Annotated in this window: 15 protein-coding genes; 1 reads left to right on the forward strand and 14 read right to left on the reverse strand. The window is 61.9% G+C overall.

Translation table 11 applies throughout. The features are described from left to right. Positions 1-4: 4 nt before the first annotated feature. The 7 genes from ACLEJR_RS00815 to ACLEJR_RS00845 all read right to left on the reverse strand — a co-directional run bounded on the left by ACLEJR_RS00815 (position 5) and on the right by ACLEJR_RS00845 (position 10,107). Complete coding sequence (locus ACLEJR_RS00815) at positions 5-925, reverse strand: LysR family transcriptional regulator (RefSeq protein WP_440792271.1); 921 nt, start codon at positions 923-925, stop codon at positions 5-7. A gap of 90 nt (positions 926-1,015) precedes the next feature. Beyond that, complete coding sequence (locus ACLEJR_RS00820) at positions 1,016-2,206, reverse strand: MFS transporter (protein ID WP_440811459.1); 1,191 nt, start codon at positions 2,204-2,206, stop codon at positions 1,016-1,018. After that, on the reverse strand, positions 2,203-3,204 hold the full coding sequence (locus ACLEJR_RS00825) for a zinc-dependent alcohol dehydrogenase family protein (protein ID WP_440811461.1): 1,002 nt from the start codon (positions 3,202-3,204) through the stop codon (positions 2,203-2,205). The genes ACLEJR_RS00820 and ACLEJR_RS00825 overlap by 4 nt, the downstream gene beginning before the upstream one ends. Before the next feature lie 80 nt (positions 3,205-3,284). Continuing rightward, entirely contained in the window at positions 3,285-6,458 is a 3,174-nt protein-coding gene (locus ACLEJR_RS00830) for an efflux RND transporter permease subunit (protein WP_440811463.1), read from the reverse strand. Beyond that, positions 6,458-7,624: an efflux RND transporter periplasmic adaptor subunit gene (locus ACLEJR_RS00835; RefSeq protein WP_440792279.1), complete on the reverse strand. Its 1,167-nt coding sequence runs from the start codon at positions 7,622-7,624 to the stop codon at positions 6,458-6,460. The genes ACLEJR_RS00830 and ACLEJR_RS00835 overlap by 1 nt, the downstream gene beginning before the upstream one ends. Positions 7,625-7,651: 27 nt before the next feature. Further along, complete coding sequence (locus tag ACLEJR_RS00840) at positions 7,652-8,800, reverse strand: acyltransferase family protein (RefSeq protein ID WP_440811465.1); 1,149 nt, start codon at positions 8,798-8,800, stop codon at positions 7,652-7,654. Between the two features lie 176 nt (positions 8,801-8,976). After that, on the reverse strand, positions 8,977-10,107 hold the full coding sequence (locus ACLEJR_RS00845; RefSeq protein ID WP_440792607.1) for a serine hydrolase domain-containing protein: 1,131 nt from the start codon (positions 10,105-10,107) through the stop codon (positions 8,977-8,979). 182 nt (positions 10,108-10,289) lie between these two features. Here ACLEJR_RS00845 and ACLEJR_RS00850 point away from each other — a divergent pair, with 182 nt between their 5' ends. Then, a complete protein-coding gene (locus tag ACLEJR_RS00850) occupies positions 10,290-11,168 on the forward strand; it encodes a LysR family transcriptional regulator (RefSeq protein ID WP_440792283.1) in 879 nt (292 codons plus the stop codon). 36 nt (positions 11,169-11,204) lie between these two features. On the opposite strand, the gene ACLEJR_RS00855 is transcribed toward ACLEJR_RS00850, so the two are convergent. From ACLEJR_RS00855 to ACLEJR_RS00885, 7 genes are all read right to left on the reverse strand, one after another. After that, the gene (locus ACLEJR_RS00855; RefSeq protein ID WP_440811467.1) at positions 11,205-12,182 is read right to left on the reverse strand and encodes an aliphatic sulfonate ABC transporter substrate-binding protein; all 978 of its coding nucleotides are present in this window, start codon (positions 12,180-12,182) and stop codon (positions 11,205-11,207) included. A gap of 110 nt (positions 12,183-12,292) precedes the next feature. Then, the gene (locus tag ACLEJR_RS00860; RefSeq protein WP_440811469.1) at positions 12,293-14,794 is read right to left on the reverse strand and encodes a TonB-dependent receptor plug domain-containing protein; all 2,502 of its coding nucleotides are present in this window, start codon (positions 14,792-14,794) and stop codon (positions 12,293-12,295) included. A 36-nt stretch (positions 14,795-14,830) separates the two neighbouring features. Further along, on the reverse strand, positions 14,831-15,328 hold the full coding sequence (locus ACLEJR_RS00865) for a RidA family protein (RefSeq protein ID WP_440811472.1): 498 nt from the start codon (positions 15,326-15,328) through the stop codon (positions 14,831-14,833). A gap of 38 nt (positions 15,329-15,366) precedes the next feature. Then, positions 15,367-16,941 carry a flavin monoamine oxidase family protein gene (locus tag ACLEJR_RS00870; RefSeq protein WP_440811474.1) on the reverse strand — a complete coding sequence of 525 codons (1,575 nt, stop codon included), beginning with the start codon at positions 16,939-16,941 and terminating at the stop codon, positions 15,367-15,369. Between the two features lie 34 nt (positions 16,942-16,975). Beyond that, positions 16,976-19,108 carry a TonB-dependent receptor gene (locus ACLEJR_RS00875; RefSeq protein WP_440811477.1) on the reverse strand — a complete coding sequence of 711 codons (2,133 nt, stop codon included), beginning with the start codon at positions 19,106-19,108 and terminating at the stop codon, positions 16,976-16,978. Positions 19,109-19,559: 451 nt separating this feature from the next. After that, the gene (locus tag ACLEJR_RS00880; RefSeq protein WP_440811480.1) at positions 19,560-20,519 is read right to left on the reverse strand and encodes a D-isomer specific 2-hydroxyacid dehydrogenase family protein; all 960 of its coding nucleotides are present in this window, start codon (positions 20,517-20,519) and stop codon (positions 19,560-19,562) included. After that, positions 20,516-21,703, reverse strand: a complete 1,188-nt coding sequence (locus tag ACLEJR_RS00885; protein WP_440811482.1) for an acyl-CoA dehydrogenase family protein — start codon at positions 21,701-21,703, stop codon at positions 20,516-20,518. The genes ACLEJR_RS00880 and ACLEJR_RS00885 overlap by 4 nt, the downstream gene beginning before the upstream one ends. Positions 21,704-21,745 lie beyond the last annotated feature (42 nt).

A 21,745-nucleotide genomic window follows, 5' to 3' on the forward strand; every position in this document is an offset into this window, starting at 1 on the left:
GGGTTTATCGATGCTGTTGGGCAAAACAATTAATCAAAAAGTCCATCATTGCGCGGATCCCGGGTGCGTTTCGCATGTCGCGGTGAACCACCAGCCACAACTCGGCGCGCAAGGGCTGTTCTTCAATTTCGACCCTGATCAGCCCGCTCTGAGCGTCGGCCATGAACACCGGCAGCAACGCGACGCCTGCACCGGCCTTGGCCGCCTCGGCCTGCACATCAAATGATTTCACCCTCAGCACCACTGGCCGTTGCCCGGCGACATTTTCCAGCCAGATGCGCTGTTGGGAGAGTTCCTGTTCATCGTCGTGAGCAATGAACTCATAGGCCGACGCGGCACGATCCTTCAGGTAGGCGTCGGCACCGAAAAAGCCAAAATCCAGGGTGCCGATTTTACGGATGACCAGGTCGGTCTCGGTCGGTCGTCCGACGCTGATCGCAATGTCGGCTTCACGCCTGGCCATGGAGGCCATCCGAGGGTTGGACAAGATGCGCACGTTGACGTCCGGGCACTGTTCACGTAGCCGGCCGAGATGGGGTGCGATGAAATGCGTGGTCAGGTGAGGTGGGGCACTGAGGGTGATATCCGCGACCCGGTCGGTGCGGATCGCGCAGACGGCACGACTGAGGGCGCAGGCGTTTTCCTGCATGCGGTTGCCCAGCTGGGCGATACGCTCGCCGTTTTCGGTCAGTTCGTATCGGTGGCTGCGGCGGTCCACCAGGCGTATTTTCAGTGCGGTTTCAAGGGCTGCTATCCGGCGGGAGACCGTGGCGTGCTCGACATTCAACGAGCGCGCTGCAGCGGCCAGGGAGCGTATCCTCGCAAACGCGATGAAATAGCGCAGGTTTTCCCAGTCGAACTGGGTACTGTCCACCGGGAACTCGACAGATTTCGTGTCTGCAAATGACGTGCTGCTAAGATCCATATAGTCACTCCGTCCAGGGGTCTTTACCGATAGAAACTCCGTTGTATCCGAGAAAGACCGTGGCGTTGCCACGGCCTCCGATTATCCACTCTAGTGCAAAACTGCCTGGGGTTCTGGCTCAAGATCCGGTTGTCGGCTGCCGTAGACGACCACCTTGGTGACAATCATCGCGGCCGCCAATGCGCAGAAGATCAGCCCGCTGACGATCGTCCCTGCCATTCCCATGCGCTCCAGGAACCATCCGCCGGCCGTAGCGCCGAGCGTTACGCCCAGGTTGATGAATGAGATATACAGTCCGGTGACGAACTCCGGAGCTTCCGGAGCCTCGGATGTCAGCCAGACTTGCGTCACGATCAGGCCACTGGTGTGAGTGGCCCCCCAGAGGACCACGATCAATACCATCGGCAGGATGTCCGGGCTGGCAAAGAAGTGCAGGATCAGATACGCCGCGCCCAGCATGATGGGATGCATCAGCGTGGTGCCTACCTTGTTCCTGGATAACAACCGACCCGCCAGCAGGTTACCGGCGACACCCCCCACGCCGAACAGGATCAACATGACACTGATCACCTCGCCACTCATGCCGGCTTCGCGCGAGAGGTATTCGGCACTGTAGGAGTACACCGAAAACATCGCGCCGAAGATCAGCGTGGAGGCGGCGATGTTGAGCCACAGGGTAGGCTTGCGCAGAATCGCCAATTGTTCACCGTAGGGTGTCCGCTGTCCGGCGAAGGTGTCGGGCAGACGGGCGATGATGCCCAGGCCGGCGATCACATTGACCGCCGTGCAGAACAGGAAGGCCGCCTCGTAGGAAAAGCGTGCGGCGATCCAGGTGGTGATGGGTACACCCAGAACCATGCCCATGCTGGTGCCCACGAAAGCCTTGGCCGTGGCTTGCGTTGCCTGGTCCTTGGGGTAGAGAGAGACCGCCGCGACGAACGCCAGCGAGAAATACACCGGATGGAAGAATGCCGGGATGATCCGCAGGATCGCCAGTGTTTCATAGTTGGGCGCGTAGGCTGACAGCGCGCTGCTGCCCGCAAAGATGAACAGCGAAACGGTCAGGATCCGCTTACGGTTGTAGCGCGAGAGCAGCAGAACCATGAACGGCCCGAACAACGCAATGATCAGGGCAAACAACCCCACCAGGTAGCCGGCTTGTGATGCGCTGACGCTGTAGCGTTCGATGATCACCGGCAGGATGCCGACCACTCCGAACTCGATGGTATAGACGCCGAATAGTCCCAGCGCGATGAAAAACAGCGGATTGAACATTTTCATGGCCGGTCCTCCAGGCTGACGATGACCTTGCCAAACTGCTCGCCTGCCTCCAGGTACTGATGGGCCTGGACGATGTCTTCGAAAGCGAATGTCCTGGCGATTATCGGGGACAGGCTGCCGTCTTCCAGGCCGCTTGAGACATACGCCTTGCCCTCGGCGAACAGTGCCGGGTCATTGACGATTTCATGCAGCAGGTAACCTCGCAGCGTGAGACTTTTTCCCAGCACCGTGAACAACGGGAAGGGCGAGGGTTCGCTGCTCAGGGCTCCGTATTCGATGATGATCCCGCCGCGACGCGTGGCCTCTGCCAACTGTTCGATGGCCGGGCCGCCAACGGGGTCGAACACCACCTTGACGCCGTTACCGGACGTGATTTGCGCTACTCGCGTTACCAGCTCTTCTTCGTCGCTGACGATCACATGGGCGGCGCCGGCGGCCAACAGTTTGCGCACCTTTTGTTCGCCACTTGTCACCGCGATGGGAATGGCTCCGACCCGGTTGGCAATCTGGATGGCCGCCAGGCCGACACTGCTGGAGGCGGCGGTTACGAGCAGGAAGTCCCCTGCGGCCAGACGGGCGACAGGCAACAGGGCGCCCCAGGCAGTCAAGTATTGCATCCAGACGCCTGCGGCCTGTTCCATGCTGAGGCTGTCGGGATGCCTGACCAGCATGGCCGCCGGCACGACGGCCTGTTCGGCGTAGGTACCCCACTGGGCGATGCTCGAAGGCGGTACGAGACTGACTTGATCGCCGACCTGAAAGTCGCGTACCGCCTCACCCACCACTTCGATCACCCCGGCTGCTTCATAACCCAACCGGCTCGGGAAGATGGCCTGTTCCAGGTATTGACCGCGACGGAACATCGATTCGGCACGATTGAGCCCGATGGCCCGCACGCGGATGCGCACTTCGTCAGGTCCTGGTTGAGCCGCAGGTAGATCTTCGATCCGTAGAACCGCCGGATCCCCATATTCATAGAAGCGAATGACGCGTGTCATGGCATTTCTCACAAAAAGGGTAGGTAAGACCGCAGTCTAGAGGCGCGCTCAATGTAGAAAAACGCGCTGTAGTTCCGGTGTTAACGGATATATGTGTCCGCAATGGGCAGCGGGCGCCGCAGAGTCAGCCGGCGACCGAGGCTGCGTACGAGCACGTAGAAGAGCGGGGTGAAGAGCAGTCCGAACAAGGTCACCCCCAGCATCCCGAAAAACACTGCCACGCCCATTGCCTGGCGCATCTCGGCCCCTGCTCCGGTGGAGACCACCAGGGGAACCACGCCCATGACGAACGCGATCGAGGTCATCAGGATCGGACGCAACCGCAGCTTGCTGGCCTCCCAGGCGGCTGTCAGTGGGTCATGACCCTGATGTTCGAGATCCCTGGCGAACTCGACGATCAGAATCGCATTCTTCGACGCCAGGCCCACCAGCACCATCAGGCCGATCTGGGTGAAGATATTGTTGTCGCCGCCTGTCAGCCAGACGCCTGCCAACGCCGAGAGCACACCCATCGGCACGATCAGAATCACCGCCAGAGGCAGTAAAAGGCTTTCATACAACGCCGCCAGTACCAGAAACACCAGCAAGGTACTCACGGCCAATACCCAGACGGTCGCGTCACCTGCCAGGCGCTGTTGGTAGGTCAGCTCAGTCCACTCCATGCGCACACCCTGGGGCAGGGTCTGCCGGGCGATGCGCTCGATGGCGGCCTCTGCCTGGCCTGAGGAATAGCCAGGGGCGGGGGCACCGTTGACGTCTGCCGCAGTGAACGCGTTGTAATGCACCACCATCTCCGGCCCGTAGCTCGGGTTCACCGACAGCAGCGTGGAGAGGGGGACCATGTCACCGTAGGTATTGCGGACCTTGAAGCGCATGATGTCTTCGGAGTTGGCCCTGAACGGTGCGTCGGCCTGCGCGCGGACCTGGTAGACACGACCGAACAGATTGAAGTCGTTGACGTACAAGGAGCCCAGGTAAATCTGCAGTGTCTCGAAGATTTCCGTCACCGAGACACCGAGTTGCTTGGCTTTGACCCGGTCCAGATCGACGTCCAGCTGCGGCACGTTGATTTGATAACTGGAGAACAGCGGCCCCAGTTCCGGTGCCTTGGCGGCTTCGGCCATGAACGCCTTGACCGCCGTATCGAGGGCCACATAGCCGACGCTTGCGCGGTCCTCGATCTGCAGTTTGAAACCACCAAGCGTCCCCAGCCCCAGGACCGGCGGAGGAGGGAATACCGCCGTGAAGGATTGGCTGATGCCACGGAATTGCGTGTTGAGGTCGGCCGCAATCTGATTGGCCCCGAGGGCTTTGCCAGGGCGCTCGTCGAACGGCTTGAGAATCACGAAGATGATGCCTGAGCTGGAGGAGTTCATCAGGCCGTTGACTGACATTCCCGGAAACTCGAGGGTATGGGCGACACCTGGATGCTTGAGGGCGATGTCGTTCATCTGCTGGATGATCTGCTCGGTGCGATCCAGCGAGGCCCCCGCAGGCAGTTGAGCGAAACCGACCAGAAACTCCTTGTCCTGGGCCGGCACGAACCCGGTCGGCAGGCTATGGCTGAGCCAGGCGCATGCGCCAAGCAGTACGCCAAACAGCGCGAGTGTCCTGCCTTTGTGGGCGAGGACGCTCTGCACACCAGCGCCATAGCGCTCCTCGGCCTGGCGTGAGCGGCGGTTGAACCCGTTGAAAAATCTTCCCAGCGCCTTGTTGATCCCACGCTCCAGTACATCCTTGGGCGCACCGTGTGGTTTGAGCAGCAGGGCGCAGAGCGCCGGCGACAAGGTCAGTGAATTGAACGCCGAAATCACCGTGGAGATGGCAATGGTCAGGGCGAACTGGCGATAGAAGCCGCCGGAGAGACCGGGCATGAACGCCAACGGGATGAACACGCAGACCAGCGTGAGGGTGATGGCGATGATCGGCTTGCTGACCTCGGCCATTGCCTTGTGGGTCGCCTGTTGCGGTGATAGTCCCTGGGCGATGTTACGTTCAACGTTCTCCACCACCACGATGGCATCGTCGACCACGATGCCGATTGCCAGCACCAGCCCGAACAACGACAAGGCATTGATGGAGAAACCGAACGCCAGCAGGAACGCGAGTGTCCCCACGATCGATATCGGCACCGCCAGCAGCGGAATCACCGAGGCCCGCCAGGTTTGCAGGAACACGATGACCACCAGCACGACCAGCACGATGGCTTCGAACAGGGTGCTGATGACGGCCTGGATGCTTGAGCGAACGAATTGGGTCGGATCGAAAACGATCTTGTAGTCGACCCCGGTCGGCATATCGACCTTGGCCTGGGCCATGATTTCACGGGCTTGCCTGGAAATATCCAGCGCATTGCCACCGGCCATCTGGAACACCCCGAAGCCCACCGCAGGCTGTCCGTCCACCAGCGAGCGAAGGGCATAGGTCGAGGCTGCCAGTTCGATGCGGGCGACATCGCGCAGGTACGTCACGCCCCCATCAGGCACCGTCTTGATGACAATATCGCCGAACTCCTGCTCGGTCTTCAGCCGGCCCTGGGCATTGACCGAAAGCTGCAGCGAGACCCCGGCCTGCATGGGCGATGCGCCGATGACACCCGCTGCAACCTGGATGTTCTGCTCACGGATCGCCTCGACCACTTCACCGGCGGTGAGCCCACGCTGGACCACTTTGTCGGGGTCGATCCAGACACGCATGGCATAGTCGCCACCACCCCAGATCCGCACCTCGCCCACGCCGGGGATGCGTTCGAGCTGGCTTTTGATGTTGAGGATGCCGTAGTTGCGCAGGTAATTGGCGTCGTATTCGTTATTGGGCGATACGAGGTGGATCGCCAGGGTCTGGGTCGAGGAGGATTTGCTGGTGGTGACCCCCAGGCTCAGCACATCGGCCGGCAGTCGCGGCAGCGCTTCCGAGACGCGATTCTGCACCAGCTGCTGGGCTTTGTCCGGATCGGTGCCCAAGGCGAATGTCACATTGATCGCCAGTGTGCCATCGCTGTTGGCCTGCGACTGCATGTACAACATGCCTTCCACGCCATTGATGCGCTCCTCCAGCGGAGCAGCGACGCTTTCAGCCACGACCTTGGGATTGGCCCCGGGATACTGTGCATTCACCACGATCAGGGGCGGCACCACATCCGGGTATTCGGACACCGGCAGGCGCGCGAGCGAAAGCAGGCCTGCGAGCAATACCAGGGCGCTCAGGACGCCCGAGAAAATCGGGCGCTGGATGAAGAATCCGGAAATATTCATCATTGTTGCGCCTGTGGTTGTGACGGCGCCGGTACTGGCGCGACCTGGGTGCCCGGCATTGCCAGGTGCAGCCCACTGATGACCACCTGTTCCTGGGGCTCGAGCCCCTGGTCAATGACGCGCAACGCGCCCTGGCGGATGCCAGGCTTGACTTGCCGATACTGGACGCGGCCCTCGGCGTCCACCACCAGCACATATTTCTTGTCTTGATCGGTGCCGATGGCGCTGTCTTCCACCAGCGTGGCGGGGCGGCTGGCGCTGCCTTGCAGCAGAACCCGTGCAAACAGCCCCGGACGCAATTCCCCGTTGCTGTTATCAAAACTGGCCCTGACCCGAATGGTGGCCGATCGGGTGTCCAGCCGGTTGTCCAGTGAAGTCAGGGTCCCCTGGCGGGGATAACCCTCTTCATGGGCCAGGCCCAACATGACCTGCACCGGGTCGCCGGCCGGGCGGTTTCCCAGATAGCGCAGGAACGTTTGCTCATCCACATCGAAGTCAGCGTAGATCGGGGAGATCGATACCAGATTCGTCAGGGCCGTCGAGCGCTCTCCGACATCGACAATATTTCCCGGCGTCACCTCGACGCGTGAGGCCCGGCCATCGAATGGCGCCAGGATACGGGTGTGTTCCAGATCGAGCCGGGCCAGCTCGACCCGTGCCTGGGCTTCGTTGACTCGCGCCTGGGCCTCATTGGCGCTCTGTACGCGCTTGTCGAGGTCGGTTTTGGCGATGGCGTTGCTGGTTATCAGGTGCTCATAGCGCTCCAGCTCTTTCTGGGCGAACAGGCTCATGGATCGGGCGGCCACCAGCGCGGCCTGGGCTTGTTGCAGAGTCGCCGCGTAAGGACGCGGGTCAATCTGGAACATCAGGTCGCCTTTGCGCAGCAGTGCTCCATCCTTGAAATGCACGCTCATCAGCGTGCCCGCCACTAAAGGCTTGATGACCACAGTATCGGTTGCAACCAGCCGACCGGTGTAGCTTTGCCAGTCGACCACATCGCGCTTGAGCGCTGGCATGACTTGCACCTGGGGCAATGGGGCGGGCTCGGTCCTGGCCTGGACGGCAGGCGAGCGCACGCTGATTGCGAATCCCGCGAGTGCCGTCAGTGCGATCACGCCAAGCGCCCACGCCGGTACGCCGGACAATCTTTGAATAAACGATGACATGGTAAGAATCCCTTCTTAATGGAGAGCTCAGATTTGAGAGGCGACCACGGGCTGTTCGAGGCGATGGGCCTTGCCCCAGCGGCGCATGGCCGGTCGCTCCACGAACGCGAACAGCATCCAGCCACCCACCAGCGACAGGCAAAAGGTTGCGGCAAGAATCAGCGCGGCCGGGACGACGGCGAACCGCTGCCCATCAATGAAAGAAGTCACGCACATCATGATCAACAGATGGATCATGTAGAAACCGAACGAAACCTCACCCAGCCAGACCATCACAGGGTGGCGGAACCAGGATCGGCGTTGCGCGACATCGGTGGCAGCCAGGCTGGTGATCAGAAGGGCGATTGGAATGACGGTCGTCAGCGACAGGCTGTAGATGAAAGGTACTTCGCCGGCAGCGTAGTAAGCGATTGCCATCAAGGCCAGTGCCGGTGCGACCGGGATGCCCGGCCAGCGTCCAGCCATCAGGATGCGCGCCATCAACATGCCGAGCACGAACTCGAACAGTCGCAGCGGTGGAAAGTAATAAGCCAGCCACCACTGATTGAGGGAGATCGGGTACTCGGCAATCTGCGGTGTACCGTTGACGAATCGGGCGATCAACCACTGGGTCGCAGCCATTGCACCCACTGCCAGGCCAGCGGTCAGCCAAAGCCGGTCCTGGGGGATCCTCCACAATGCGCGTAGCAGGAAGGGAAACGCCAGGTAAAAGACCAGCTCGCAGCACAGCGACCAGGAGGGGCCGTTGACACTCAGGAAAACCGACATGTCCGGAACCCAGGCGTGAATCAACAGCAGGTTGGGCAACCAGGCACTGACGGCCGTCAGCGGTACGGCGAACAGAATCATCGCCAGGACAAAGGTCACCAGGTGGTTGGGGTAGATCTTGACCAGGCGCCGCCGCCAGAACGCGCCCAGGGTGTCGTTCCGACGTGCCGACCAGGTGATGACAAAACCACTGAGCACGAAGAAGAACGACACGCCGAGCCAGCCTCCCACGCTGAATAATCGCTGGAAGACGGCGATGACATCTTGGTCGGCGAATGGGTTGAAGCCGATGATTTTCGTCAATGAAGCGTGAAAGAAAAACACCGATGCAGCGGCGACGAATCGAAACCCGGTGAGGGAGTCCAGGCGCACGTTGGCGTGGTTGTGATACAGCTGTGAATGCGTCATGAGTCGATACCTTTCAATAAAGATCCGCGGCACGGTCGGGATCGACGTGCCTGATCGTTTCCAGAGGGCAGATAGCCAAGGCAAAACTGAACAACTCAAGCTGCATTCTCATCGAGGCCGGCTTGCGAGCCGGTCCTATCCGTCATGTCTCCTTTCGCAGCACTGGATTGGAGGCTTCAGACGCCGTAGACGGCGTTGCACAGATCCACGGTGAATTGGCCGAACATGCCTTCGAAGGCGGTGTTGGTGAACGCTACAACGGACAGTTGCTGCGCTGGATCGACGAACCACGAATGACCAAAGGCCCCGCCCAGGCGCCAGGTGCCGACGGACTCCGGCGCCTGTGCCGCTTGCGGATCGGTCAACACGGTGAACCCCAGGCCGAAGCCACGGCCTGGCCAGTTGGCCAGTTCCAGGCTGCCGGTCTGCACGGTGCCCATTTCCTTGGCCAGGCTGGCCGGCATCAGTGCGCCGCCGCCCTGGCGCAGGGTTTCGAGCAGCGTGAGAAACTCTTCAGCGGAGCCGATCATCCCGGAGCCGCCGGAGTCATAGGCGCTGTCATCCAGCGCTCGATCAGCGTCCATCCGGATGCCGGCGGTGTTTTCGAAAACCTCTACCACCTCAACCCCTTTCATTCGCCGTGGAGCGGGGTCGTCATTGAGGTAGGCGGCCGTCAGGCGAGCGTGATCCACAACGCGGAAGCGGGTGTCGGTCAGCCCCAGCGGCTCGCAGACCAGGCGCTCGACAGCCTCGCTCAGGCTGGTTTCACACACCCGTGCGATCAGCGCACCCAACACGTCGGTGGCAATCGAATAGCCCCAATCGGTGCCTGGACGATACAGCAGCGGTGCGCTCGCCAGCCGGCGGATATTTTCATCGAGGGTCAGCGGTGCGTTTTCCAGCCCATCGCATACACCGGCCCGCGCATACGCTCCGCCACCTGGGGCTTCGAGGAAACCGTAACCCAGGCCCGCGGTATGGCTGAGCAACTGGCGTACGCTGATCGCAACACGGGTGCCGTCCGCCAGGGTTGGCTGGAATTCCGGCAGCCAGCGGGCGATGGGGTCGTCCAGGCCAATACGGCCTTGGGCAACCAAGGCCAGGGCGGCTGCCGAGGTGATGGGTTTGGTGACCGAAGAGAGTCGGAACAAGGCATCGGTGCGCATGGGGATGCCAGCCTCCCGGTCGGCCAGCCCCGCGGCCTGGCGATAGATGATTTCACCACGCCGGGCAACCATCACCACGGCCCCCACGAGGCGTTTGTCCTCGAGCGCGCTGTTCAAGGCGGCGTCGATTCGCGCCTGCATAGGTTCGGTGGCAACTGCACTGGATAAAACAATGGACGCTTTGACGGTCATGATCCCGATTCCCTGCTGGTAGTAGACGCCGTCATGCTAGGTCGCAGACGTGAGGGGAAACAGAGGCTAGAATTCCGGACACATCGGACGTTTCGTTCCGCAATTCAACGCGCGGAACTCAAGGAGAGTGCGTGGATAACCTCAGCGGAATCTCGGTTTTCGTGCAAGTGGCCGAAACCCGCAGCTTTGTAGCGGCGGGACGACAACTGGGCGTGTCGTCCTCGGCCGTGGGTAAAAGCATCGCGCGCCTGGAGCAGCGCCTGGGCGTCAGGCTCTTCCACCGCAGCACGCGAAGCATCAACCTGACGGCAGAAGGCACGCTTTTCCTGAGCCGGTGCCAGCGGGTGCTCAACGAGCTGGAAGCGGCGGAGCTCGAGCTGTCGAGCAACAGCAGTGAGCCTCGGGGTAAGTTGCGCGTGAGCCTGCCGTTGGCCGGGCAGTTCCTGTTCACCTTGCTGTCGCGATTTGCCAAGCGCTACCCGGACATTCACCTGGAACTGGATTTCAGCGATCGCCTGGTTGATGTGGTAGAAGAGGGTTTCGACGCGGTGGTCAGGACCGGCGAGTTGAACGACTCGCGCCTGGTGGCGCGTCGGCTGGGGGCTTTTCGCTTTTTGCTGGTGGGGGCGCCGGCCTACTTCCAGACCCAAGGCGTCCCTGCGGATGCTGGCGACCTGAGCCGCCATGACTGCCTTCTCTATCGCGTGCCGTCTACCGGAAAGCTGGAGCGCTGGCCGCTGCCGGACAACGCCGCCAATGGTACGCAGGATCTTAAGGCGGTGATGGTCTGCAACAACATCGACATGCTCTTGAACGCGGCCATGGAAGGGCGTGGCATCGCCTGCCTGCCTGAATTCGCCGTCAAGCAGGCCATTGAATCCGGCGACCTGCAGGCCGTACTGACCGAGGAAGTGACCCGTACCATCCACTTCAGTGTCCTGTGGCCGCCGAACCGGTTCATCATCCCTAAGCTGCGCTGCTTCGTGGATTTCATCTCGTTGCATATGTGAGCGTGGAAGCGGTGTGGGGTTCGGTCTGGCATCGTCTCAAGGTGCCCAGATCTCCACATCTTGGGTATTCACCGCCTTGGGCAGCAATCCCGCGGCAAAAAAAGCATCGGCAATCTTCTGTTGCTCACCTAACTGATCGGCGAATACCGGCTGCACCTGATAGCTACGGTGGGCGTTGGCCGCCTCGACGGTTTCCACGTCGAGATTGCCCCAGAGCGGGCCCAGGACCTGAGCCGCATCGCGGGGGTGATTCTTGATCCAGGTCCCGGCTTCGTGCAGTTGTTCATAGACCCGCCTGAGCACCTCGGGATGCGCCTTGGCATAGCTCGTACTGGTCAGGTAATACCGCTTGTAACTGGCCAGGCCATTGCCGTCGGCCAGGGTTCGGGTCGGTAGCTGTCGTTGCACGCCGCTGAGGAAGGGTTCCCAGGTGACCCAGGCGTCGACCTTCTGGTTTTCGAACGCGGCCCGGCCGTCGGCGGGCGTCAGGTACGCCGGTTCGATGTCGGAGAATTTCAGGCCGGCCTTGTTCAGCGCGGCGATCAGCAGGTAGTGAGCGCCTGCGGCTTTGGTGACCGCGACTTTCTTGCCCTTGAGATCCGCCAGTTGTCGTAGCGGCGAGTCCTTGTGTACCACGATGGCCTGGGCCGAGGGCGAGGGCGCTTCCTGGGCGAAGTAGGTCAGCCTGGCCTGGGCGGCCTGGGCGAAGATCGGCACGGTGTCCGCCACGTCGGCGCTGACGTCGATGTTGCCGACGTTCAGCGCCTCCAGCAGTGGCAGGCCACTGGGGAACTCATGCCAGCTCACGTCGATGTTCGCGGCGGCCAGGGCTTTGTCCAGCTTGCCCTGGGTCTTGAGCAGGCTGATCAGAGTCGACGATTTCTGATAGCCGATGCGCAGCGTCTCGCGGGCCTGGGCCGGCAGGGTGATAAAGGACAAAGCCAGGACGGCGATCATGCCGGCCAGGGTTGGGCGACGCACGATCGCCCCAAGGTTCTTGATGAGTTTCGACATGGCACACTCGAAATGGAGAAGAAGAATGAGAAAGCTTGGTGAATCCTATTGTTCTAAAAACCTTTTTATAAATACTTTTTGAGCATTAGCTTAGGCGCCACCCGTTGGTATCAGAACGCGTATTGCAGGCGGGTGTAGTAGTAACCGCCGGTAAAGCCGAAGGGTGAATAGCTGCCCCAGTTATCGCCGAACGAGGAGTTGCTGACGCCGATGTGATCCGGGTATTTGTCGAACAGGTTTTGCGCGCCGACGGCGACGGTCAGTTGTTTATTGATCGCGTAGGCCACGTCGAGGTCGGTGATCCATTTGGCCGAGTACTCGCGATCCAGGCTCGAGTCACTCGAGCTGTTGACCTCGGTGTAGGTGCCATAGCGGGTCAGTCGAAGATTGACGTCGAAATCATTAATGGCCCAGTCGGCGGAAAAGATCATCTTGCTGCTAGGGGAGGTCTTGGTGATCAGCGCTCGCGATTGGCGCCCGAGCAGTTGGAAATCCCCCAGGGAGGTCAGCTGCGAGGGCGTATCGTTAACGCTGAGAATCTTCGTATGGTTGTAGTTCAGCGCCGCAGTCCATCGCACCGAGCCGTAACGCTCCAGGTTTTGTCGATAGTTACCCACCACATCCACGCCGGAGGTCCGGGTATTGGCGCCGTTGGTGAAGTACTGCGCCCCGGCGGTGGCCGGTACGCCGATGCTGTCGAGCAGGGCGGCGATGCCCGGGCCCTGGAAGCGTTCGCTGAGGACCAGGCGGTCGCGCAGGTTGATCACATAGCCATCCACCGTCAGGCTCAGGTCTTCACTGGGCGTCAGGGCGAAGCCGAGGCTGAAGTTGGTCGAGCGCTCGGGTTTCAGCGACTCGGCCCCGAGGGCTTGGGCTCCTGCCGAATCCACCGGCAGGACCGCATAGTTATAGGCCTGGTAGACCCCGTTGATGGTGTCGAAGCCTGTCGAGCGGGCAGTGAAGATCTGGTTGGCCAGGGACGGGGCGCGGAAGCCGTTGCTGACGGTGCCGCGCACCGAGAATACCGGGTTGAATTCGTAGCGGGTGCTGAGCTTGCCGCTGCGGGTGCCGCCGACGCCTTCGTTGTAATGCTCATACCGCGCGGCCACGCCGAGGTACCACTGTTCGACGGGATAGAAACCCAGGTCGATGTAGCTGGCGACGCTGTTGCGGCTGACTTTCTGCGCGTCCTCGGGGGTGATCCCGTTGGTGACTTGCGCGCCCGGATCGGGGCGCTCCCCGGCTCGCGGGTGGCCGACCGGGAACACATAGCCACCGTCAATGTAGGAAGCCTCGGAGCCGGCGCGGGTTTCGTAGCTTTCACGACGGTGTTCGAAACCGAAGGCCACATCCAGCGGTTTCGCCAGGCCGATTTCATAGCCGTTTTTCAGGTCCAGGTTGCTGGTCAACTGATCGGCGATGTAGATGCCGGAAGTGAACTTGTTCGGCGTGTTTTCCCCCAGTGACGGGTTCTGGTTGTTGTAGGTGCGCTGTTTGGCGTAGTTGCGCCCGTAGGTGCTGCTCAAGTCCCAGGCCCAACCACCGAAGTCATCGCCCTTGGCGCCGAACGCGGACTGGAAATCGGTCTCGTTGACCAGCCAGTAAGGGCTGTAGCCGTCGGGGTAGCCGTTGGGACCGGTGGTGATGGTGTTACGGCCGCTGGGCAGGCGGAAGTTCTGGCCGTCGTTGTTCTCCCGGGTGGCGAGCGTGGAGAACGAGTAGAGCGTCACGGCGTCGTTCAGCGGCAGATCGAGGTTGTAGCCGACGTCTGCCAGTTGGCTGCGGGGCAGGCCGTAGCCCTTATAGGTGTGGTGGCTGGCATCGGCCTCCCGTGGATCGGGGGAGCCGTCGGCCTGCGGGTAGTAATGGACGCTGTAGCCGTTGCTGCCGGCCTTGTTGTCGCGCTCCTGGTAGCGGGTGTCGAACGAGACATTGAGTACACCGGCTTCGCCAATCTGGAAGCCGTAATTGAGCGCCTCCTGGGCGGTCCCGCGCTTGCCGTCGTAGCCTTGGCCGAGGGTGGTGTCGGAGCTGCCGCCGGTGGTTTGCTTGAGGATGATATTGATCACCCCGGAGATCGCATCCGAGCCGTACTGCGCCGCCGCACCGTCGCGCAACACCTCGATGTGGTCGATGGACGCCACCGGGATCAGGTCGAGGTCGCTGGGCGCTGCACCGCTGTTGATGCCATTGATGTTCAACGTGGCGCTGGTGTGCCGGCGCTTGCCGTTCACCAGCACCAATACATGGGACGCGGTCAGCCCGCGCAGGGTGGCCGAGCGCACCACGCCGCTGGCGTCCCAACCGGCGCGGTCGGGCAGGTTGAAGGAAGGAATGAACTTGCTCAGCGCTTCCAGCAGGCTGGGTTTGCCCACGGCCCGCAGCTGTTCGCCCGTTACCACATCGATGGGCGTCGGGCTGGTGGTGACGGTGCGTTGTGCGGCGCCACGGTTGCCGGTGACCACCACGGTGTCGAGGGTCGGCGAGCCGCCTTCTGCCGCTTCAGGATTGAACGAAGCGAGGCCACAGGCAATCGACAGCGGCAGCAGTAGTGGGCGATAGACAGGCACGGCGAGGCGCCCGGCACGTGGGGCAGTTGAGTCATTGTGCATGAGAAAGCAACTCCTGGAGGTCGGCAGAGGTCCGTGTCACGGCTTGCGAGCGGCGACGGCTTCGATTTCCACCAGGCCACCGGGCAGCGGCAAGGCGACCACTTGCACGGCGGTGCGGGCGGGCTTGTTCGGCTGTTCGGCGCTGCCGAAGAACGGCGAATAGCCTTGCTGCAACCCGGCGAAATCGAGCTTGCCGCCCTTGGCTGGATCGCCCACCAGGAACACCCGCAACTGCACCACATCCCCCAGGTCCAGGCCTTGGCTCTGCAACACGCCCTTGAGCTTGTTGAGGATCGAGGTGGTCTGGGTCGCGGTATCGCCATAAGCGGCGAACGAGTCTTTCGGCGCTTGCGGGTCATGCAGGTCGGCGAGCAGGCCGCTGACGAACAACAGGTCGGTCTGGGCCGGCACCGAAACGGCCAGGGAAATCGGAAAGTTGGAGTTGGGCAGGGCGATGCGCTTGATCTCGTCGGCCTGGCTGGCGAATGCGGTGGCGGTCATGAGCAGTCCTGTGAGCAAAGTGAGGGTTTTCATCGGCAGGTCCCTTATCGAAATGAAACAGGCGAAATGAATCAGGCGGCAACGCCCGGTTGCTGGCGCTCGGCATGTCGACCGATCAGCGAAACGATGCGCCGCGCCGAGTCGGCCGCGGTGTTTTGCCAGATGCCGACGCCGCCATGGGCGAGGGCGTCGCTGGCCAGGTAGGTACGGCCCTGGGGTTGGTTGAGAATCCGGTAGGCCTGCTCGCCCACCTCATCGTTGACGATCCACGGGCCTTTGCTGAACGGCACCTTGGACCAGTTGATCGCCACCGGCTTCTGCAACTTGGCGCTGTGACCGGGGTGCAACAGCTCGACAGCCTGGCGGGAGGAGGCGAACTGCTCGGCCAGGGATTTCTGGCTGAAGGACTGCGCCACCTCGCTGGTGTTGTACGCCGCGACCAGGATGCCTTGGGCGCTGTTCAGGCGATCACTGGGGTACCACAGGCCTTTGACTTCATGATCCAGGTACGACAGCCCGCCGAAGATGTTGAAGTCGGTTTCCCAGAAACGCGGTGATTGCCAGGCGACTTTGTTCGCCTGATCGCTTTGCGCGCTGAGGATCGCTTGTTTGAACGGGGCGCTGAAGTTGCTTGGCAGCTTCGCCAGCAGTGGCAGGGGCACCGTGACAATGGCGTAATCGGCCTGCAGCGTTTGGGTTTGACCGCTCTGCCGGTCCCGGTAGGTGACGCGACTGCCTTGCTCCGAGGTCTGGATGTCGCTGACTTCGGCATGGAAGCGAATCGAATCCTTGAGCTGTTCATAGAACGCATAGGGGATCCGATCCATGCCGCCCACCGGTTGGAACATGGTCGAGGAAAACTCGGGAATTTCATCAAACACCAATGCGCCCCAGAGCTTGGGATTGAGCAGCGTCTGCAACTCCAACGGTGCGCGGGTGATCCCGGTCTGATCGCCCGCGCCGGGGATGCGGTTGTAGCCCGAGCGCACCGATCCCTTGTATTGGAAATCGGCATTGAGGTCGCCATAGACCTTGAGGAAATTCAACAAGGCCTGCCGGTCGTCCGCGCTCAGGTCCTGGTCCAGGGCATTGCGGCTGACGGTGCGGGCCAGCAGTTCGGACAGCTGCCCACGGGTGTCGTTGACGGCCTGGCGCAACTGGAAGGCCGTTTGACGAGTGTCCGGCAGGGCCAGTGCGTTACGGCTGCTGTTGACCAGCACTTGCAGCTCCACGCCCAATTCGCGGCAGTAGCCGAGGATGGTCTGGTGATGGCTGGGAATCCGCGCAGGGCCGGCGTTGAAGAACTGCCCGTCATCGAAATCCACGGTCTGGCTGATGCCGTCGTCGAACTCGACCCGGGTGCCACGCCGCAGGGTCCAGTTGCGCCCACCCACCCGCTCGCGGGCTTCGAGAACGATCACGCTGAAGCCGGCCTTGCGCAACTCATAGGCGCTGACGAGGCCGGAAATGCCGGCGCCGATCACCACCACCTGTTTGCCTTTGCCACTGCTGCCCAACTGCAACGGCGCGAACGTCGACGCGACGGCCTGAGGCGTGAGCCCCAGCGCACCGAGGGCGCCGACGGCGGCGGAATAACCGCCGACAGCGGCAATCCGGGAAATCATTTGCCTGCGAGTGAAAGCCATAAAGTGCTCCTTGGCATGTTTGCCTATCAGCGGGTCAGAGGTCGTAGCGCACGGACAGCAAGAGGGTTCGCGGGTCGTTGAGCGAGTAATAGCGGGCGCCGCTGGACGGGACGTAGCCGACCGCTTGCGGGTAGGCGCGATCCAACAGGTTTTTCACTGACAGGGTGGTGGTCCAGTGACCGTCGCCGGAGATGTAGCGGGTGTTGGCGTTCCAGAAGGTCTGCTGGGGAATTTCCTGGACGTCGTCGTTCAAGGCGTTGGCGTAGGACTTGGTCTGGAACTGCGCATCGGTGCCGGCCAGCCAAGTGCCGGGCAAGCCGGCGGGGATGGTGTAGTTGAGGCCGACACTGGTGTTCCAGCGCGGTGAGTACACCAGTTGCTGGCCGTTGGCATCGACCCCGGCACCGCCTGCGTTTTCAAAGTCGTCGTACTGGCTTTGCAGGTAGCCAAGGTTGAAGGTCAGTTGCAGGTCGTTGGTCAGGGCACTGAGGGTTTCCAGCTCGACCCCGTAGGTGTGAGCCTGGCCGACGTTGGTCCGCAGGCTGACACCCAAGGCTGGGTCATAGGCGTTGGTTTGCAGATCCTTGTAGTCGTTGTAGAACAGCGCGAGGTTGGCGCGCAGGCGCCGGTCGAAGAAGTCGCCCTTGAAGCCGGTTTCCCAGGTGGTCACGTCTTCCGGCGAAAACGCCTGCTCGGCGGCGGCCCGGGTCGGCGCGCGGTTGTCGTAGCCGCCGGCCTTGAAGCCTTTGGCGACATAGGCATATTGGTTCAGGTGCGGTGTCCAGGCGTACTCGAAACCGAGTTTCGGGCTGGTGGACTGCCAGGATTTGCTCGAGTCGGCGCTGAAGTTGGTGCCGGTGATGTCCCGGTTGGTGGTGATCGCGTAGTTGGTGTAGTCGAAGTTCTTGTGTTCGCGGGTGAACCGCAGCCCGGCGATCAGCGACAGTTGTTGCGTGACCTTGTAGCTGCCCTGGCCATACAACGCGTAGCTTTCGGTGCTGGTGGTGCTGTACTGGCCTTGGCCAATCACCCGGTTTCGGGCAACCGAGTAGGTCAGGTTGTCCCGCTCGGCGTCGAACTTCTCCCGGTACAGGTACAGACCGGTGCTGAAGCTGAAGTCGTCGTAGTCGCCGTTGAGCTGGAATTCCTGGGTCGCGTAATCCTGGTTATAGGTGATCAGGTTGTTCTGGATCAGCGCCGCCTGTCCTGAGTTGTCGTAGTCCACGGGCTGGTTGAAGGCCGAGTAGGCGGTCACTGATTTGAAGTTCAGATGATCGTCGATGGCGTAGATCGCCCGCAGCACCGAACTGCCCTGGTCGAGACGGTTTTTCGGGTTGAGGCTGCTGTAGCTCTTGAACTTGTCGAAGTGCCCGTCTGCATCGAATGGCGTGTAGCTGGTGGTGTCGCCACGGTCGAAGGTGCCGGCCAACGTCAGCTGCACATCCCACGGCGAATCAATCGGGTTGAAGCGCAGCTTGCCACGGTAGGACTGCAAGTCGACGTTGTTCACGTGCTCGCCGCGGGTGGGGTTGGAAACCGTGCCGTCGCGGGTCAAGCGAATCGCGGAAAAACTGCCGAACAAGGTGTTGTCCACCAGCGGGCCGCTGATCAACAGCCGGCCGTTCTGCGCGTTGTAATTGCCGGCGCCGAGTTCGAAGAAACCACGGGTTTCCTGGGTCGGATCGCGGGTGATCACACGGATCGCGCCGGCGCTGCTGTTACGCCCGTACAGCGTGCCCTGGGGGCCGCGCAAGACTTCGACGCGCTCGACATCGTTGAAGTCGAGCATCGAGGAAATCGCCCGCGGGATGTACAGGTCATCGGCATAGACCGCCACCGCCGACTCCTGGATCGGGTCGGTTTCGCCAATGCCACGAATGCCGTAGGTCTGTGCGCTGTAGGAGATCGACTGGCGGCTGAGGGTCAGGTTCGGCACCTGCCCGGACAGGTCGCGGATGCTCTTTATCTGCTTGTCTTCCAGGGCATTCTCATCGAACGCCGAAATCGCCAGCGGGGCTTTTTGCAGATCTTCGCTGCGGTGTTCAGCAGTGACCGTGACCACGGGCAGCGCACCTTCCCTGGTGCTCTCGTCGGCTTGGGCCGCCAACCCGAACAGGGCCAGCGATACGGCCAGCGCCAGGCGGTTTGAAGTGAAGGTATCGTGCATGGTGGACCCCAGGTTGTCAGTGCGGTGTTGGCGTGATCTTTTTTTCAGGCAAAGCGTTGCCGTAGGCATGGCTTGACAGTCATGGCGGCGGTGGCTTGGGCCGATTTCGGGTTTGGGTGTAGCAATTGACCGTGGAGTGGTGTCGGCCAGAAAACACGCAGTTTCGAGGGCCTCCACCTGGTCAGGGGTCGGTGATGGTTGTAACAGTATGGGTATAAACGAGGGCTGTAAAAGTCCGATTGGCTATAAGCTAATTATAAAAATAGGACATTAAGTTTGTTGTTTAAATGCGTAAAGCTGATGCTGTATTGGCACGCTGCACATAAAACCTGTGGGAGCGAGCCTGCTCGCGATGCGTCGTTCCAATCACCATCGGTGCGGAATGTACCGACGTCATCGCGAGCAGGCTCGCTCCCACAGGAGAGTTGTGTGTCAGTGCAGAAGGACGGGATCAGTACCCACGCTGTACGTTCGCCAGGTTCTCCAGCGTCGATCCCGCGAGGAAGTGTTCAAGATTGGCCAGGAAGCTGTCGGCAATTTCGTAGCGACTGTTGCTGGAGATCGCCGAGGTATGGGGCGACAGGCGCACTTTCGGGTGGCGGTAGAGCGGGTGCCCATCCGGTAACGGCTCTGGCTCGGTGACGTCCAGAGAAGCGAGGCCGATGCGCCCGCTGTCCAGGGCTTCAAGCAAAGCCCCGTGGTCAAGCAGACCGCCTCGGGCAATGTTGATCAGGTGCAGGCCCGGTTTGGCACTGGCGAGCACCGCGCCGTTGACGATATGCCGTGTGGCATCGGTCAGGGGCGCGGCCAGCACCAAGTGATCGGATCGGGAAAACAGCTCATGGATATCCCGTGCGGCTTCGACACCCTCGACCTCGAATGGCGCCTGGCTCTGACGCAGCGCCACCACCTTGATCCCCAGCGCACGCGCCTTGGTAGCCAGGCTGTGGCCTATCGCACCAAAGCCGAGGAGCCCCAGGGTGCTGTCCTTGAGCGGCGTCAGGGCGGTGAAATTCCATTGCGCGTCATGCACCCAGATGTCTGGCAGATGCTTGGCCGCAGCGAAAATCGCCGCGAGGGCGAACTCGGCGATATTCTCCGCGGCGCTGCCCCGGGAGGTGCTCACCGGCGGGCCGTCGAACAGCCATTTGGGGTAGAAGTCGATCCCCGACGACACCACCTGCACCCACTTCAAGCCGTAGGGCCAACCCGGCGGCGGCGTCTGCGGTGCCTCGTAGCCGCGGACGTTGATCGGCCGGGCCAGCAACACCCCGACGTCAGCCGCCAGGTCGCTGGGCACGCCGCCCGGTACATCGCGCACCTCGATGCCAGGGTGCGTGTGCTCCAGGCGTTGGCGAATCACATCGTTGAAGTCTTTATCCAGCTGGCTGGCAATCACGAGGCGGCTCATGGGGCGTCCTTATTCTGGCGTTGGGCAAACACGGCTTTGCCGACGCCTTGCAGCACGGCGTCGTTTTGTGGGGTGTGGACGCGACTGCAGAGCACGTCGCGGTAATGCCGTTGCAGCGGATTGTGGCGTGACAGGCCGGGATTGCCGGACGCCTCGATGGCCAGCTCGACAGCGCGGATGGCGTTGCCGGTCACCAGGTACTTCAGCTGCGCGGCGTGGCTGGCCGGGGTGAGCCCTGTGGTGGCGGCATCCAGCAGGCTGCGGTTGGCGAACAGCAGCGTGTCGATGTGGCCGACGGTTTCCTGGAAGCGTGGCAGGGTCGACAACGCGGCGCCGAGATTGGACGGCTTGCGCTGTTCCAGCCAGCCCACCAGCCAGTCCCGCGCGGCTTGGGCGACGCCGTCGTAAACCGCCGAGAGCAACACCGACATCCACAGGAAACCGTCGGCGTCGAGCTCGGGTTGTGGTGCGCTCCACGGACTGACGCTGACCGCGTGATTCAGCGGCACCAGCACATTGTCGAACACCACCTCATGACTGCAAGTGGCGCGCATGCCCAGGTGGTCCCAGTCCTCGATGATGCTGATGCCGGGCGTGTCCTTGTGGACCAGCCAGGCGCCCACCAAAGGGTCTTCATCGGTGCTGCGGGCCCAGACACTGAACCAGGTCAGGCCGTGGCTGCCGGTGGAGTAGATCTTGCGCCCGCTGATGCGCCAGCCCTCGGAGGTGCGCCGGGCAATCGTCGCCGGCAGGCCGCCACGGGCCGGGGTGCCCAGGTCTGGCTCGACGCGCAGGGCATTGATCAACGCGCCGTCGCGTACGGCGTCACGGGCCACCCGCAGGCGCAATGCTTCGGGCCAGGTGCGGCTGTCTTGCAGACGCGAATGCTGGAGGTACTGCATCACCAGGATCAGCGCAGTGGAGGGCTCGCCCTTGGCGACGGCGCTGATGACCTGGCGCGCCTGCGCCAGGCTGGCACCGCCGCCGCCCAGGGCCTTGGGCACCGTCAGGGCCACCAGCCCGTGTTCGTGCAGCAGCTTGAAGTTGGCCTGGGGGAAGTCGCCGCTCTCGTCATAGACGTGAGCCGTGGCCGCCAGTTGTTTGCCGAGGCGTTCAAGCAACGAGTCGAAGTCGGCGACATCGACCGATTGCAGCAACGGCGAAAGTGAAGAGGAACGACTCATGGTGAGTTCACTCGATCAAAAAGGTGAGTACCACTGCTTGCC

The sequence above is a fragment of the Pseudomonas sp. SMN5 genome (assembly GCF_052041925.1).
GTDB lineage: Bacteria > Pseudomonadota > Gammaproteobacteria > Pseudomonadales > Pseudomonadaceae > Aquipseudomonas.